This window comes from Taklimakanibacter deserti, assembly GCA_003574785.1.
The window spans coordinates 1-15,774 of record QORU01000022.1; the positions used below are offsets into that span (position 1 = coordinate 1).

At 62.9% G+C, this 15,774-nt stretch carries 14 protein-coding genes; 5 read left to right on the forward strand and 9 right to left on the reverse strand.

The features are described from left to right. Positions 1-277: 277 nt before the first annotated feature. The 3 genes from DS839_RS32555 (at position 278) to DS839_RS32565 (ending at position 3,752) form a co-directional block, all read left to right on the forward strand. A complete protein-coding gene (locus DS839_RS32555; RefSeq protein ID WP_119274721.1) occupies positions 278-1,216 on the forward strand; it encodes a dihydrodipicolinate synthase family protein in 939 nt (312 codons plus the stop codon). Positions 1,217-1,264: 48 nt separating this feature from the next. Further along, a complete protein-coding gene (locus tag DS839_RS32560; protein WP_119274722.1) occupies positions 1,265-2,902 on the forward strand; it encodes a GMC family oxidoreductase in 1,638 nt (545 codons plus the stop codon). Positions 2,903-2,978: 76 nt separating this feature from the next. Beyond that, positions 2,979-3,752, forward strand: coding sequence for an SDR family NAD(P)-dependent oxidoreductase (locus tag DS839_RS32565; RefSeq protein ID WP_119274723.1), 774 nt, complete (start codon positions 2,979-2,981; stop codon positions 3,750-3,752). Positions 3,753-3,793: 41 nt separating this feature from the next. Here DS839_RS32565 and DS839_RS32570 read toward each other — a convergent pair whose 3' ends face one another. The 3 genes from DS839_RS32570 to DS839_RS32580 form a co-directional block, all read right to left on the reverse strand. Beyond that, positions 3,794-4,528 (reverse strand): FadR/GntR family transcriptional regulator, encoded by a 735-nt coding sequence (locus tag DS839_RS32570; RefSeq protein WP_119274724.1) that lies wholly within the window; start codon positions 4,526-4,528, stop codon positions 3,794-3,796. A 139-nt stretch (positions 4,529-4,667) separates the two neighbouring features. Beyond that, positions 4,668-5,243 carry a sigma-70 family RNA polymerase sigma factor gene (locus tag DS839_RS32575; protein ID WP_119274725.1) on the reverse strand — a complete coding sequence of 192 codons (576 nt, stop codon included), beginning with the start codon at positions 5,241-5,243 and terminating at the stop codon, positions 4,668-4,670. 291 nt (positions 5,244-5,534) lie between these two features. Then, entirely contained in the window at positions 5,535-6,146 is a 612-nt protein-coding gene (locus tag DS839_RS32580) for a LysE family translocator (RefSeq protein ID WP_119274726.1), read from the reverse strand. 217 nt (positions 6,147-6,363) lie between these two features. Between DS839_RS32580 and DS839_RS32585 the strand changes: the two genes are divergently transcribed. Both DS839_RS32585 and DS839_RS32590 read left to right on the forward strand, forming a co-directional pair. After that, positions 6,364-7,188 carry a hypothetical protein gene (locus DS839_RS32585; protein ID WP_119274727.1) on the forward strand — a complete coding sequence of 275 codons (825 nt, stop codon included), beginning with the start codon at positions 6,364-6,366 and terminating at the stop codon, positions 7,186-7,188. A 322-nt stretch (positions 7,189-7,510) separates the two neighbouring features. Continuing rightward, positions 7,511-8,665: an alpha/beta hydrolase gene (locus DS839_RS32590; RefSeq protein WP_368912053.1), complete on the forward strand. Its 1,155-nt coding sequence runs from the start codon at positions 7,511-7,513 to the stop codon at positions 8,663-8,665. A gap of 9 nt (positions 8,666-8,674) precedes the next feature. On the opposite strand, the gene DS839_RS32595 is transcribed toward DS839_RS32590, so the two are convergent. The 6 genes from DS839_RS32595 to DS839_RS32620 all read right to left on the reverse strand — a co-directional run bounded on the left by DS839_RS32595 (position 8,675) and on the right by DS839_RS32620 (position 15,732). Next, positions 8,675-10,141: a pyridoxal phosphate-dependent decarboxylase family protein gene (locus tag DS839_RS32595; RefSeq protein ID WP_119274729.1), complete on the reverse strand. Its 1,467-nt coding sequence runs from the start codon at positions 10,139-10,141 to the stop codon at positions 8,675-8,677. Positions 10,142-10,248: 107 nt separating this feature from the next. Next, positions 10,249-11,214: an oligopeptide/dipeptide ABC transporter ATP-binding protein gene (locus DS839_RS32600; RefSeq protein WP_119274730.1), complete on the reverse strand. Its 966-nt coding sequence runs from the start codon at positions 11,212-11,214 to the stop codon at positions 10,249-10,251. Further along, the gene (locus DS839_RS32605; RefSeq protein WP_119274731.1) at positions 11,211-12,188 is read right to left on the reverse strand and encodes an ABC transporter ATP-binding protein; all 978 of its coding nucleotides are present in this window, start codon (positions 12,186-12,188) and stop codon (positions 11,211-11,213) included. The genes DS839_RS32600 and DS839_RS32605 overlap by 4 nt, the downstream gene beginning before the upstream one ends. Before the next feature lie 2 nt (positions 12,189-12,190). Further along, complete coding sequence (locus tag DS839_RS32610) at positions 12,191-13,075, reverse strand: ABC transporter permease (RefSeq protein ID WP_368912054.1); 885 nt, start codon at positions 13,073-13,075, stop codon at positions 12,191-12,193. Then, positions 13,056-14,000: an ABC transporter permease gene (locus DS839_RS32615; RefSeq protein ID WP_119274732.1), complete on the reverse strand. Its 945-nt coding sequence runs from the start codon at positions 13,998-14,000 to the stop codon at positions 13,056-13,058. Before DS839_RS32615 ends, DS839_RS32610 begins: the two co-directional genes overlap by 20 nt. A gap of 175 nt (positions 14,001-14,175) precedes the next feature. Then, complete coding sequence (locus tag DS839_RS32620; RefSeq protein ID WP_119274733.1) at positions 14,176-15,732, reverse strand: ABC transporter substrate-binding protein; 1,557 nt, start codon at positions 15,730-15,732, stop codon at positions 14,176-14,178. Between the last annotated feature and the right edge of the window lie 42 nt (positions 15,733-15,774).

Below are 15,774 nucleotides of genomic sequence, written 5' to 3' on the forward strand. Positions count from 1 at the left end.
TCGCGTCCACTGCGACCGGGATCGCCCGGCTTTCCAGACAGTTCCGGCGCAATGCGCTGCCATTGCGCATCGTTCAACATCAATCGAATCAAGGCCAGTTTTCAGCCTTGAATCAAATTTCCGATGATTTGGGAATCGTCCCAGCTACTATGATTGTAAACAGGCCTTAGTTCATGTCTCTTCTGGTATTTTATATTGTATAAAATATTTCGTAGACAAGAGAGGGTGTTTGCGCTATGGAGGGCAACATCATCGCCCCCTTGTCGGAGAGAATCCCATGAAACCCAGCCGCTGCTCCTGGACCGGCGTCTTCCCGGCCGTCACCACCCAGTTCAAGGATGACAGTAAGGTCACCCTCGATCTCGACGCCACGGCGCGCGTCGTCGAAGGGCTCATTTGCGACGGCGTGTCGGGCCTCATCGTCTGCGGCACGGTGGGCGAAGGCTGCTCCCTCACCCGTGAAGAAAAGCTCGCCGTCTATGAGATGGCGAAATCGGTCGCCAACAAGCGCGTGCCGGTCATTGGCGGGGTCGCTGAATATACGACGCCCTTCGCCATCGACACTGCCCGCGCCGCCGAGCGCATCGGCCTTGACGGCGTCATGGTGATGCCGGCGCTGGTCTATTCGGCAAAACCCTTCGAGACGGTGGCGCATTATCGCAGCGTCGCCCAAGCGGTGAGCCTGCCGCTCATGGTCTACAACAACCCGCCCATCTACAAGATCGACGTGACGCCGAAGATGCTGGCCGATCTCGCCGATGTCGAGAACATCGTCTGCTTCAAGGAATCTTCCGGCGACACGCGCCGCTTCATCGATCTGAAGAACATGACCGGCGACCGCTTCACGCTCTTTGCCGGTCTCGACGATGTCGTGGTCGAAAGCGTCGCGGTGGGTGCGGTGGGCTGGGTCTCGGGCCTCTCCAATGTCTTCCCGCGCGAGGGCGAGACCTTGTTCCGGCTGGCGCGCCAGGGCCGTTTCGCCGAGGCCATGGCGATCTATAGCTGGTTCATGCCGCTGCTTCATCTCGATGCCAGGCCCGACCTCGTCCAATGCATCAAATTGTGCGAGGCGATCGCCGGCCGCGGCTCCGCTCTGACCCGCCCGCCGCGCCTGGCCTTGACGGCAGGCGAGCAGGCCGAGGTCGAAACCATGATGAAGCAGGCGCTCGCCACGCGTCCGCGCCTGCCGGATGTGGGTCTCGCTGCCGCAGCCTGACATCTTGACCGGCTGCGGCCGTCTGGCGCACGCTTATCTTTCTTGTGAATGGACGATGCGTGCGCGGGCGTGACCAACAGAAAATCTCTCGGTTCCTTTGACTATGTGATCGTCGGCGCGGGATCCTCAGGCTGCGTGCTCGCGAATCGCCTGAGCGCCGACCCCAAAACCCGCGTGCTCCTGCTCGAGGCGGGCGGCTCCGACAATTACCACTGGGTCCATATTCCGGTCGGCTATCTCTATTGCATGGGCAATCCGCGCACCGACTGGGGCTATCGCACCCGGGAGGAAGCGGGGTTGAACGGCCGCGCGCTCAGCTATCCGCGCGGCAAAGTGCTGGGCGGATGCTCCTCGATCAACGGCATGATCTACATGAGGGGCCAGTCCCAGGACTATGACCACTGGCGCCAGCTCGGCAATCCGGGCTGGGGCTGGGAAGACGTCCTGCCGCTCTTCCGCAAGTCGGAGGATCACCACCGTCTCGATGGTCCCTTCCACGGCCAGGGCGGTGAATTGCGCGTCGAAAGGCAGCGTCTGTCCTGGCCGATCCTCGATGCCGTGCGCGACGCCGCCCTCGAGCTCGGCGTGCCCAAGATCGATGACTTCAATGCCGGCGACAATGAGGGCTCGTCCTATTTCGAGGTCAATCAGAAGAACGGCTTCCGCTTCAATTCGGTGCGCGCCTTCCTGCGCCCGGTGCGCCACCGGCGCAATCTCAAGGTGCTGACCCGCGCCCATGCCGAGCGCATCAGTTTTTCCGGCCGGCAGGTCACGGGGCTCGACCTCAGGCTCGATGGCATGCCGGCGCATGTCGACGTCGCGCGCGAGCTCATTCTCTCGGCCGGCGCCATCGGCACGCCGCAGCTTTTGCAGCTCTCAGGACTCGGCCCGGCCGGACTCCTCAGAGAGCTGGGGATCGAGGTTCTTCAGGACACGCCGGGTGTCGGCGACAATCTCCAGGACCATTTGCAGATCCGCACCATCTTCAAGATTTCGGGCGCGAGCACGCTGAACGAGCTTCAGGCGACCTGGCGCGGCAAGACCAGGATCGCGCTCGAATATGCGCTCCGCCGCAGAGGTCCGATGTCGATGGCGCCGAGCCAGCTCGGCATCTTCATGCGCTCCGACCCGCGCTTCTCGACCGCCAATATCGAGTTCCACGTGCAGCCGCTCTCCCTCGATCGTTTCGGCGAGCCCTTGCATGATTTTCCGGCGATCACCGTCTCGGTCTGCAATTTGCGGCCCGAATCGCGTGGACACGTGCGGATCACCTCGCCCGATCCCGCCCGGCATCCCGAGATCGCGCCCAATTATCTGGCGACCGAGAACGATCGTGAGGTGGCGGCAGAGTCGATCAAGGCGGCGCGCCGCCTGATGGCGACAAAGCGCCTTGAGGCCTATCGGCCGGTCGAGCTCAAGCCTGGCGCCGAGATCACGGCACCTCAGGACCTTGCACGCGCCGCGGGCGACATCGCGACGACGATCTTCCATCCCGTGGGCACCGCGCGCATGGGCAGCGATCCGCTGGCGGTCGTCGATCCCGAATTGCGCCTGCGCGGCATCGAGCGCTTGCGCGTCGCCGATGCCTCGATCATGCCGACGATCGTTTCCGGCAATACCCATGCCCCGGCGGTGATGATCGGCGAGAAGGCGGCCGAGTTCATCTTGCGCCAGGCACGCGGGTGAAGGCCACCGGTGGTACCTTGATTGAGGAAGAAATTATCATATAATATTATATTATGAGCTTTAGTGGAGGAAGACGATGACGGACCCGCATCGACCCGATTTCGGCCTCGCCGGCAAGACGGTGCTCGTCACCGGGGCTTCGCGCGGCATCGGCCGCGCCATCGCGCAAGGCTGCTGGCGCGCCGGCGCTGATCTGGTGCTCGCTGTCCGCGATACCGCCGATGTCGCCGATATCGTACGCGAGGCACAGGCCGATGGCCGCCGCGCGCTCGCCGTCAGGATGGACATTGGCGATCTCGCCAAGATCCGTTCTGGCGTTGCCGAGGCCCACATGGCCATGGGCCGCATCGACGTGCTCGTCAACAATGTCGGCATCGGCCCCGAAGCCCCGGCCGAGGATGTCACCGAGGCGGATTTCGATATGACCGTCAATGTCAATCTCAAGGGCACATTCTTCATGTCGCAGACGGTGGGGCGGCTGATGATCGGCCAAGGCGGCGGCGGCATCGTGAATATCAGCTCGCAGGCCGGCACCGTCGCCTTGCGGACGGAGTCGGTCTATTGCATGACCAAGGCGGCGATCGATCACCTCACCCGCTGCCTCGCCTTCGAATGGGCGGCACACAAGATCAATGTGAACAGCGTCGCGCCGACCTTCATCTGGACCGACGGCACGCGTCCCTATCTGAGCGAGGCCAGGAACCACGCCGGTGTGCTGCGCCATATACCGCTGGGCCGCATCGGCGAGCCGATCGATGTGGTGGGTGCGGTGATCTTCCTCGCTTCGCCCGCCGCATCGCTGATCACCGGCGCCAATCTCCTGATCGATGGCGGCTGGTCGCTGGGCTAGCGCTGGTCGGGTCTTGGAGGAGGGCGATATTGGCCCTGTGACTACCGCGCCCGTTTCTTGCTCTTCATATGGCTGGTGACGAAGTCGCGCGTCTCGTTGAGGAGTTTCTCCATCGCGCGCCGCGCCGCCTGCGGATCGCGGGCGCGGATGGCGGTGAGGACCTGGCCATGCTGCGGCAGGAACACGACGAAAGACTCGCTCGACGCCTGATGGCTGATATAGAGACCGACCGCGATCAGATTTCCCATCTGGTGGAGAAGGGCGTTCTTGCCCGCCGACAGGATGGCGCGATGGAATCTGAGATCGGCCTCGACCGCGGCGGTACCGGTCTCGCGGGTCTTCGACATTTCGCCGAAGGCCTCGCTCATCTCGGCGATATCGGCCTGGGTGGCGCGGCTCGCCGCGAGGGCCGCCGCTTGCGGCTCGATCATCAGGCGGATCTCGAACAGCTCACTGTAGAATTGCGCCGGCGGCATCACGCTGTAGCGCCAGCTCAGCACTTCCGGATCGAGGAGGTTCCAATGGGTCGGCGGCAGCACCCTGATCCCGGTGCGCGTCTTCGATTCGATGAGGCCGCGCGCCGCCAGCGACTTGACGGCTTCGCGGATCACCGAGCGGCTGGCGCCGAACTCGCGTCCGAGATCGGCTTCGATCGGAAAAGGGTCGTCGGGCTTGAGGTCGCCGCGGATGACGCGCGTACCGAGTTCTTCGACGACATGCGCGAAAAGATTGCGTTTCTGCGCCCGTCCCAGCGCCAGCCTTGGATGTCTAGCCATCTCGATTGCAGTTATGGATATTCCGCCGTCTTGGCAATGACGGAATAATTATATGATAATTATCCCCGAGCAAAGGGCCTGCCGCGGCAGCGCCCCGCCCGGGTCAAATTATATGCTAATATGAATTATTTCCGGGGAATCAGGACTCGAACTTCAAGATTGTGCGTATCTTCTCCCGGCCGCGGGCCAGCCGCGACATGACGGTGCCGATCGGAATGCCGAGCGCCGTGGCGGCCTCCTGATAGGAGAGCTCCTGCAGGGTCACCAGGACGACCACGTCGCGCTGCTCCTTGGGCAGGCAATTGATGGCGCGATAGACCTTGTTCAGATCGGCGACATGTTCCTGGGCTGCCTCGCGCCCTTCAGAGGTGACCGCCATCTGGCTCCTGGCAAAGGTGCTGCGCACCGTCGCCTGCCGGCAATTGCTGACATGGAGATTGTGCATGACCGTGAACAGCCACGGTCTGATATTGGCGTCGTTGTTGAAAAGATGACGGCGGCTCAGCGCGCGCGCCAGGCAGTCCTGCACCAGGTCTTCGGCGAGATGCGCGCATTTGGTGAGACGCAAGGCATATCTCTTGAGCGTTGGCAGTTCGGCGACGATGGTCTCATCGGCATAGCCGCGGGCGGCAGCGGGCATTGCCGGCGCGAAGGGCTGCCTGATCTGAGGCAGGGCATGGGCGCTATTCCAGTTGGTCTCATAGGCGATGTGCATCGCGAAAACCCTTTTCAGGACGGTTGGAGGCAGCACTGGCTCAACGCCGGCTGCCCAATGATCATGTTTTGAAGGAGTCCGGTCTCAGCGCATCGCCGCATTCACCGGAAGTTGCATCAGAGATGTATCTCGTCAGTACATTTGACCTGTCTCGAAAAGACAAGAAGCCGTCTCTCATAGTATGGGGAAGGCGCTGCGAAATTGCTTGAACTCGGCCTTGATTTTTCCTTGAGTTATTCTTGACGTAATTTGGTGAGAAAAAATCGCCCTTTTCATTCTGGGACAAGGACTTCAGCGCATGGCGATCATCATGGCAGCGCTCCCCATGGCGATGGCGCCGCAGCGATTGGCGAAATGCAACGTGCCGATCGTCCGGATGCGATGGCGCGCGGTTTCGGCCAGGATGATGCAGAGAATGTCGATCGCGGCCAGCGTGACGATGAGCGTCACGGTAAGCGCCGACCAGTCGCCGAAAGAAACCTGGCGCAGGTCCACCACAGCCGGCAGCAGCGCCAGATAAAAAACGATGATCTTCGGATTGGTGAAGGTGACGGCGAGCCCGGCAAGGAAGAGTTTTGGACGCGAAGTCGCCGCGAACAGGTTGCTCTCTCCGTCCGCTTTTGCACCGGACCACATTCCATAGGCAAGGAAGATGAGGACCAGGACGCCCGTCCATTTGACGGCGATGAAGGCCCAGCCGAATTGCTGCAGGAAGAGGGAAAGGCCGAGGACGGCGATGGTCAGCCACAGGGCCTCGCCGATCCACAGAGCCAGCGTGAAGGGCAGGACGCTCCAGCCGCCATGGGTGATGACGCGCGCCACCAGCGCCACGGCCGTCGGCCCGGGGCTCAAGGCAAGCGCCAGGATCGCGCCGGCGAATAATCCGAGAGCAGAGAATGTCATGATGCAGTTCCGTTGCGATTGTGCGACTGGCTCAAGTCACTTACGGCGCATCGGCGGCGCTATTCCCGAAAGCTCTCAGGGCCTGGAAGCCGGGATTGTCAGGAGACATTTTTCGATTTGCAGAATCGTCTCGCTATGGCACAGAACCGGAAAACGAAGGGCTTGCGGAATAACAACGGCTCACCGGCCGTCATCTATGCCTATGGAGAGCGATCGGATGACCATGCAGAGAATATTCAAATGCCTTGCCGTCAGCCTTGTTTTTCTGTCCGCCGCCGCCTCTTTCGCCGGCGGCGAGGAGCCGCGCCCGTCGCTGCTCTTCTCCTATGAGGTCCTGAATTTCGACGTCCACAAGATCGATCCGGCGAAGCTCTCTTATGAAAAGCGCGCGGTGCTCACTGAGGCTGCGCTGAAGGACGAGCTTCCCGAGATCGTCGCGGCGCTCAAATTGCCGGCCGACAAGATCGCGACGCTGATGATGCCGGGCGGATACAAGCTCGAGACCAATGCCTCGCTCCAGTCCTCCTTCGAGATCGATGACAAGACGGCGGATGTCTTTGCCGCGGCCCTCGGCTACACCTTCCGGCAATGGAGCGTGCTGGTGACCGACTTCGCACCGCTTGGCCCGGGCGACACCGCCTATGGCGTCATCACTTTCGACCATGCTCTTTCCGGTCCCGAGGCGGACGCCTTCTTCAAGCACGCAGCCGCGATCAACCCCGCCTTGGGCAGCGGCTTCACCGCCTTCGATGAGGAGATGTTCTTCCTCAATGTGACCGATGCTCAGGGCAAGCCCCATAGCGGTGTCGATGACAAGACCTTCCTCGCCGATCTGAGCCGAGCGGCGCAAAGCTACACGGGCAGCAAGGTCCAGATGACCGGGACCGGCCGGGCCGATGCCCGCTTCATCGAGAATGACTGGCAGTCGTCACCTGAGGGAGAGGATTATGCCAAGCGGCTCGGCGAGGCGCTCGCCCAGAAGCTCAAGGGGCTCAGAGCCGGCTATGACGCCAAGCTCAAGGAAGGCGTGGCTAAAAACTAGGCAGGATAGGGCCGAGTTGCGCCGGGACGAGGCCTGATTTCGCTCCAGGCTCACGAAGACTTCACTATTCGAGACGGTTTGGGAAGGGTAGCCCATGCTTGACGCCCGGTTTGAATGCGGCCGGGTTTTGGACTATCAGGGCCTTAGAGCAAAGCCCGTCAAGTTGAAGACTTTGGCGATAAGGATTTGCTCCAGGATATTGATTTGGCGCGAATCCTTTTCGGCGAAGTGATTTCACTTCGCCGGGATGCGCGCTAAGGGCCGGCTTATTCTGGGGGTTGGAGTGATCTATCGGTTTGGTGACTACCAGATAGATACGGACTTGTTTGAGCTCAAGCGCGGCGCCGACGTGATCAAAGTCGAGCCGCAGGTATTCGACCTTCTCGTTTATTTGATCTCGCATCGCAATCGCGTGGTGAGCCAGAGCGAACTTCTGGATTCGATCTGGTCCGGCAAGATTGTCTCGCTCTCGACTGTCGCCAGCCGCATCAACGCGGCCCGCTCGGCGATCGGCGACAGCGGCGCCGCGCAAAAGCTGATCCGCACCATCCAGCGCAAGGGCTTCCGCTTCGTCGGCGATGTCAGCGAGGCGGGCGCCGCATCGGCGAAGCCGCAGTCCGCCGATATGGAGGCTGCCACCGGGCAGCAGATCCGCTTCTGCACCACGGTCGATCAGGTGCGCATCGCCTATGCGCTCGCGGGCGAGGGCCGGCCGATATTGAAGGCGGGAAACTGGCTCAATCATCTCGAATATGACTGGAAGAGTCCGGTCTGGAGCCATCTCCTGAAATGGATGGCATCGGAGCATCAGCTCATCCGCTATGATGCCCGCGGCAATGGACTGTCCGACTGGAGCGTCACCGACATCTCTTTCGACGCCTATTTGCGGGATCTCGAAAGCGTCGCCGATGCATCGGGCGTCGAGCGCTTCGCCCTGTTCGGCATATCGCAAGGAGTGGCCGTGTGCATCGCCTATGCCGCCAAATATCCCGAGCGAGTCAGCCATCTCGTCCTCTATGGCGGCTTCGCCCGCGGCCGGCGCATTCGCGGCACCCTTGACGACATCGAGCAGGCGGAGGCGTTGATCACCCTGATGCGCACCGGCTGGGGCCAGGAGAATCCAGCCTTCCGTCAGGTCTTCACTTCCATGTTCCTGCCCGGCGGCACGCCTGAGCAAATGCAATGGTTCAACGACCTGCAGAAGACGACGACATCGCCCAACAATGCGGTCAGGATGCGCTTCGTCTCCGACACGCTCGATGTCAGCAGTCTCTTGGCTGAGGTGAAGGCGCCGACCTTGGTCCTCCACTGCAAGGACGATGCGGTGCAGCCCTTCTCGGAAGGCATGTTCATTGCCGCCGGCATTCCCGGCGCACGCTTCGTGGCGCTGGAAGGCCGCAATCATCTCATTCTCGAGACCGATCCCGGCTGGCCGAAATTCCGCGACGAAGTCGGTCGCTTCCTGAGCCAAGGCTGAATCTTCCGCTCAAGACAAGCGTGCGCCGACGCGACGGGCCTCCTGCGCGATGAGGTCGAGCACTTCGGCGACGCGATCGGCATGAGTGCGGAAATGCAGGATGCACAGCCGGATCATGAATTTTCCGTCGATCACAGTGCTCGAGAGCAGGGCGCGGCCGTGGCCGTTGATGCAATCGAGGAGCTCACGCGTAGCACCCTCTGCCTCGCGGATCGAATCGGACGAATCGCCCTTCGGGCGGATGCGGAATGCCATGGTGCTGAGCTCGGGACGCCAGGGCACATCCAATAGCGGATCGGCGCTGAGACGCTTGTGCGCATGGGCCGCGAGATCGAGCTTCTCGTCGAGCTGCTGGCTGAAGGCCGCGACGCCATGGAAATGAAGCGGCAGCCAGGCGCGCAAGCCCCGCATCTCGCGCGTGAGCTCAGGTCCGAGCTCGGCGAAGTTCGGCAGATATTCGCCGTCGAATGTCTGGGCGCTGCGCATGTCGTGCAAATAGTCGCCCTCGACCTCATTGGCGGCGGCGAGGCGGCTCGGATCGCGCATGACGAGGGCGCCCGTTCCCATGGGCAGGAACAGGCCCTTGTGCGGATCGAGCGTGATGGAGTGGGCGCGCTCCATCCCTCGCAAGCGCTGGCGTCCTCTTTCGGTCAAGCGGAACATGCCGCCATAAGCGGCATCGACATGGAGCCAGAGATCCTCGGCCGCGGCGATGGCCGCAAGCTCGGGCAAAGGATCGACGGCGCCGGTATTGGTCGTGCCCGCGGTAGCGATGACGAGGAACGGCGTCAAGCCGCGCTGTCGATCTTCGGCGATCGCCTGGGAAAGGGCGTGAAGGTCGATGGCGAGATCAGGCCCATGCGCCACGATCCTGACCGCGCTGGCCGGAAAGCCGGCGAGCCTTGCGGCCTTGGCCACTGAATGATGCGTCTGCGCGCTCATATAGAGCACGCCGTCCTGGAAGCGCTCGCCGAGCCTGTCATGGCGCGCGGCAATGATGGCGGAGAAATTGGCCATCGAGCCGCCGGTCAGCAGCACGCCGCCGGCACCTGGCGGAAGCCCGCAAATGCCGGCCAGCCAGCGCAGAACACTGTCCTCGAGCGCCGTCAGAGCGGGCGATATCAGCGCCATGCCGACAAAGCGGTTGGTCACGCGCGCATAGAAATCGGCGAGCGCCGAGACATAGAGGCCGCCCGGCGGCACATAGGCCATGAAGCCGGGAGATCCGGGTTCAATGGCATGCGTGATGGCCTTGTCCACCTTGTCGAGCAAGGAAGTGAGATCGCCCGGTTGCTCCGGCGGCGGGGCCAGCATCGCCGTGATGAAGCCTTGAGGTGCGGCTTCGACCGGCAGGACCGGGCGATCGGCAATGCCTTCGATGAAGGCCAGCGCGCGATCGAGGAATTCTTGTCCAAGGCGGACCATGTCCGCGCGCTTCGGCTCGAGCGGATAGAAGGAATTGGACTCGTGGATCATACGGATGCGGTGTCCGTCTTGGAACAGAAACAGGGCCACCTTGATGACAGAGCCATCGCCCGAGGTCTTCGCGAGGATCTGGATTTTTCGTCCAGTTTACCTTCATTTCATGCCGGATTGTGGCAGGAGAAGCGGTGATCGGCCGCGGCGCGTTGTTCGGGGGCCTGATCGATGCAAACGGGAAGCCTGAACGCGCAGCGCGGATGGAATTCGCAGCCGGAAGGGCGCTTGATGAGGCTTGGCGTCTCGCCCTCGGCTTCGATGATCTGCGCCGCCGCATCGGGGTCAGGCTTGAGATTGGCGGAAAGCAATGCTCTCGTATAGCGATGCCGCGGGGATTTGAAGATCGCCGCCGTTCGCCCCTCCTCGACGATGCGGCCCAGATACATGACCGCCATGCGCGTCGCGACATGGCGAACGACATTGAGATTGTGGGTGATCATCAGGAAGGCCGTGCCGTATCGCGCCTGCAGGTCATGCATGAGATTGAGGATCTCGCCCTGGATCGAGACATCGAGACCGGCCGTCGGCTCATCGGCGATCACCAGCTTGGGGCGCAGAGCCAGCGCTCGTGCCACGCTGACGCGCCGCGCCTGGCCGCCCGACAATTGATGCGGATAACGCTCGACGAAATGCTGGGGCAGGCCGACATCGGCAAGCAAGCGAGCGATCTTTTCCTCGAGCTCGGCGGTTTCGCCGTGGACCTTGAACGGCTCGGCCAGGATCGAGCGCACTTTGAGCCGGGGGCTCAGCGAGCCCACCGGGTCCTGGAAGATCATGGCGATGTCGCGCCGCACCTGGCGCAGGCGGGATTCGCTCAGCTTCGAGATGGTCTGACCCGCAAAGGTGATCCGGCCACTATGAAGGGGCACGAGCCCGATGATCGAGCGCGCCAGCGTGGTCTTGCCCGAGCCTGATTCACCCACAAGGGCATAAGTCTTCTGGGGTTCGAGCGCGAAGGACACGCCTGACACAGCCTCGATGAAGCCCGGCTCGCCGGAAAGCTGTGCCGCGATCCGGTTCCCGATGGGAAAGCGGATGCTGACGTCGCTTACTTCGAGAAGCGGGCTCATGGATTGACGAGCTCGCGCGCCTTGTAGCAGGCGGCGTCATGGCCGGGACGCACCGTCTCGACCGGCGGCCTTACACGGCAGCGCGCGAAACGGTCAGGGCAGCGCGCCTCGAAGATGCAGCCTTGCGGGAGCCGGACGAGATCCGGCAATTCGCCGCCGATGGTCGGAAGCCTGGGCAGGGGCTCGAGGACGCGGCCCGGATCGCATTCGAGGAGCTTGCGCGTATAGGGGTGGCGCGGGTCGTGGAAGATGTCGCGCACCGGGCCTTGCTCGACCACCTCGCCCGCATACATGATGGCGACGCGTTCGCACAATTCGGCGACGGCTCCCAGGTGATGCGAGATGAACAGCACCGAGCAGCCGATATCGCGCTGCAGCTCCCGGATGAGGCGGATGACCTGGACCTCGAGCGTCGCATCGAGCGCCGTCGTCGGCTCATCGGCGATGAGCAGATCGGGCTCGGTCAGGAGCGCCATGGCGATGCAGATGCGCTGGCGCATGCCGCCCGAGAACTGATGCGGATACTGGTCGAGGCGGCTTCTCGCATCCGGCACGCGCACCTTCTCGAGGAACTCGATGGCGCGCCGCCGCTTCTGCGCCGTATTGCCGGCCCGCCGGTACTGGATGGCGGTCATTTGCGTGCCGATGCTGAGCACGGGATTGAGCGCCGTCATCGGATCCTGGAAGATGGTGGTGATGCGTTCGCCGCGCAGCTGCTGGAGCCGGCCTTGCGGCATGCCGACGATCTCCTCGTCGGCGAAACGGATTTGGCCGGTAGGCTTCTCGGCATTGGCGGGAAGGAGCCCGATGATCGAATTGATGAGCGTCGATTTCCCGCAGCCCGATTCGCCGATGATCCCGACGATCTCACCCTTGCCGACCCCGAGCGAGACATTGCGCAGCGCCCTGAGCGGGCCGCGCCGCGTGCGGAAGGCGACAGAAAGCCCGGAAATATCGAGAAGCTTGCCGCTCATGCTCATCCGTCCTGGCGCAGGCGCGGATCGAGATGATCGCGCAAGGTTTCGCCGAGAAAGGTGAAGCCCAGGGTTGCGATGATGATGGGGAGGCCCCCGGCGATGGCGGGCCAGGAGCTTTCCCGGATGAAGGCATAGCCGTCATTGAGGATCGAGCCCCAAGAGGGTGTCGGCGGCCTGACGCCCAGCCCCAAGAAGCTCATGCCGGCTTCGATGGTGATGACCACGGGGATATCCATGGCGACGATGATGACGAGCGGGCCCACGAGATTGGGCATGATATGGGCGGCGAGGATACGCCAGGACCGGGCGCCGAGACTCTTGGCGGAGAGCACGAATTCCGTCGCCTTGAGCGCCATGGTCTGCGCCCGGACCACACGCGCATAGCTCGGCAGGTTGGCGATCACCACGACGAGCACGACGGCGGAGAGGCTGGGCCCGGTCAGCGTCACCAGCGCCAGTGCGAGCATCACGGTCGGGAACGACCGCAGCGAATCGAAGACCAGCAGCAGGAGCGAATCGAGCCAGCGCGGGCCGTAGCCGGCGATCATGCCGAGCACGAGCCCGCCGATGAAGGAGATGCCGGTGGCGATGAAGGCGACGCCGAGCGCGATACGGGCGCCATGGAGGACGCGGGTGAAGAGGTCGCGGCCGAGATGATCGGTGCCGAGGAGATGGGCGAGGCTCGGATCGAGGAAGCGATCGCGCATCGCGAGCTTGACCGGGCTGTAGCCGGTGAAATCGGCGAAGAGCGCGCCGAGCACGACGAGCGCCACGAGGAAGATGCCGAGCGCGCCCATGGGCTCGCGGATGATGCGCATGAAGGTGCTGTCGCGCCAGCGCGCGCCGGCATGGCCGCTGTCGCTGTCAAAGAGCTGATCTGACACGCGGGTCGAGTCCTGCGGCAACGAGATCGGCGATAAGGGTCGAAAGCACATAGAAGCCGGTGGTGATCATGACGGCGCCCATCACCACCGGGTAGTTGCGGGTAGCGATCGAATCGAAGATCAGCTTGCCGACGCCAGGCCTCGCGAAGACGATCTCGGCGAAGACGGCGCTCGAGATCATGTTGCCGACGCCCATGCCGAGGATGACGACGGTCGGGATGATGGCGATCTTGAGCGCATATTGATAGGTGATCGTCCGCTCGGTAAGGCCGAAGGCGCGGGCCATGCGGATGTGGTTTTCGGAAAGCACTTCGAGCATCGAGGCGCGCACCATGCGGGCGAGATAGCCGACCCAGCCCAGCCCGACCGCGAGCGAAGGCAGGACGAGGTGATAGAGCTGGTCGAGGGGCGCGCCTCGATCGCCCGCCCCTATGGTCGGGAACCAGCCGAGCTTCACCGAGAACAGCAGCAGGCTGTAGACGGCGACGACGAAGGCCGGCAGCGCGATCGAGCTCACCGACAGCACGCCGACGATGCGGTCGGCAAGCGAGCCCCTGGAGACGGCGGCGAAGCAGCCGAGCGGTATGCCGAGCAAGGCCGACCAGCCGATGCTGGCGGCGATGAGGGCGAGCGTATAGGGGAGCTGCTCGAGGACGGTGATCAGAACCGAACGGTTGGTGAGCACATCGGTGCCGAGGTCGCCGGTAAGCACGCGGCCGAAGAAGCGCAGTATCTGGACAATGGCCGGCTGATCGAGACCCATTTGCTGGCGGAAGACCTCGCGCATGGCGGGCGAGGCGAGCGGCCCCAGGAGCACCGCTGCCGGGTCGCCCGGAATGAACTGGATCATGCTGATGAGCAGGATCAGCGAGATGGCGGTGATGACGACGGCAAGTCCAGTGCGCTTCAGGGCGTAAGAGAGCATTCGCTATCCTCGCCCTATACCCTCTCCCCCCACGGGGGAGAGGGAGGGGCCCAATGCGGAGCATTGGGAGGGTGAGGCGGAACTGACAGCGATGCATTTCTGCATTTAGGCAAGTCTCTCTGTCGTTTCCCCCTCACCCTAGCCCTCTCCCCCGCAGGGGGAGAGGGGATTATCGTCACGCACTCGCCTTGAAGGAGTGGAAGATCGGATTGCCATTGGGCATGAGCGAAGGTGCGATCTTCTCGCTGTAGCCGACACCGACCGCGCCATGGGTCAGGAACACATAGGCGCCGCCTTCCTCCATAAGATCCTGCATGCGGATATACATCTCGGCCCGCTTCTTCTCATCGAGCTCGATCTTGGCCTTCTTGTTGAGCTCGCCGAATTCCGGGCTGTTCCAGCGCTCCCAGTTCCACACGCCGATCTGCTCCGGCGTGAACCAGTCGGTGGCGAAGGAGGGATCCGGCTGCATCGAGAAGCGGCTGATGATCAGCTGCAGCTTCTTCCAGGAATCGCCCGATTTCTGGTCGCCGAGGCTCCAGAAGGTACCTGAATCATGCTGCTGGATCGTCGCCGTGATGCCGAGCTCGGCGAGATTGGCCTGCACAGCCTGGGCGGCGCTGACAAATTCGGTGGTGTTCAATACCGAGAGCGTGCATTCGAATTCGCCCACGCCCGCTTTCTTGAGAAGCTCGCGCGCCGCATCGGGATTGTAGCTGTAGAGGGTCTTCTCGCGATGGCCGATGAGGCCAGGTGCTATGATGCCGGTTGCCGGTTCCGCCGCCCCGAAATAGGCGGCCTCGAGCACGCTCGGCACATCCACCGCCTGCTGGATGGCGCGCCTGACCTCGAGCTTGTCGAAGGGCGGCGACTCGACATTCATGCCGAGCCACACATAGGCGAGCGAAGGCTTGACCACGAGCTTGCCGCCTTTGGGCGGCGTCTGGCGGTAGCGCGGGATAGAGCTCTCGGCGATCCAGGTATAATCGAGATCGCCCGCTTCGAGCCCGAGCTCGGCGGTCTTTTCGTCCTCGATCGGAATGACATGGATCTCGTCGAAATAGGGCGCCTCGCCCTTCCAGTCGGGATTGCGCGCCAGAACGACCTTCTGCTTGGGCTGCCATTCTTTCAAGAGGTAGCGCCCGCATTGCGCGGGCGGCTTGGTGTCGAAACGCCCGCCCGCCGCCTCGACCGCCTTGCGCGAGACGATGTTTCCCGAGCCGAAGACGAGACCGACATACCATAGAGGCGGGAAGGGCGCCTTGAGCACGATGGTGCCGGATTTCTCGTCCTTCACCTCGACATGGTCGAGCGCTTCCCAATCGCCCTTGTAAGGCGAATCGATCTTGGGATCGATCATGCGCTCGAAGGAAAATTTGACGTCATCCGCCGTGACCGGCCCATGGCCGTCGCTCCAGGTGAGGCCGTCCACGAGCGTGAATTCGATATGGGTCGGATCGACCTGCTCGAGACGTGAGGCGGCATCCTTCTTCCACTGCCAGGTGTCGCCCGGCGTCATGCTGGCGAGACCGATGAAAATGTTGCGCATGATATCGTCTTCCGGCGCCGCCTTGCGGAAGGCAGGGTCCAGACTCTGGATATCGGAATAGGACCTGACGCGCAGGATCTTGCCGTCCGCCGACAAGGCGGCCTTCTGATAGAAGGCCGGTGAAAGACCCGCCGCTGCCATGGCGGCGAGAATCTGGCGTCGGTTGAGACTGTGCCCACTCATGAACCGCTCCCTGTTTGCTTATGCAAAGGGACAGCATGCGCC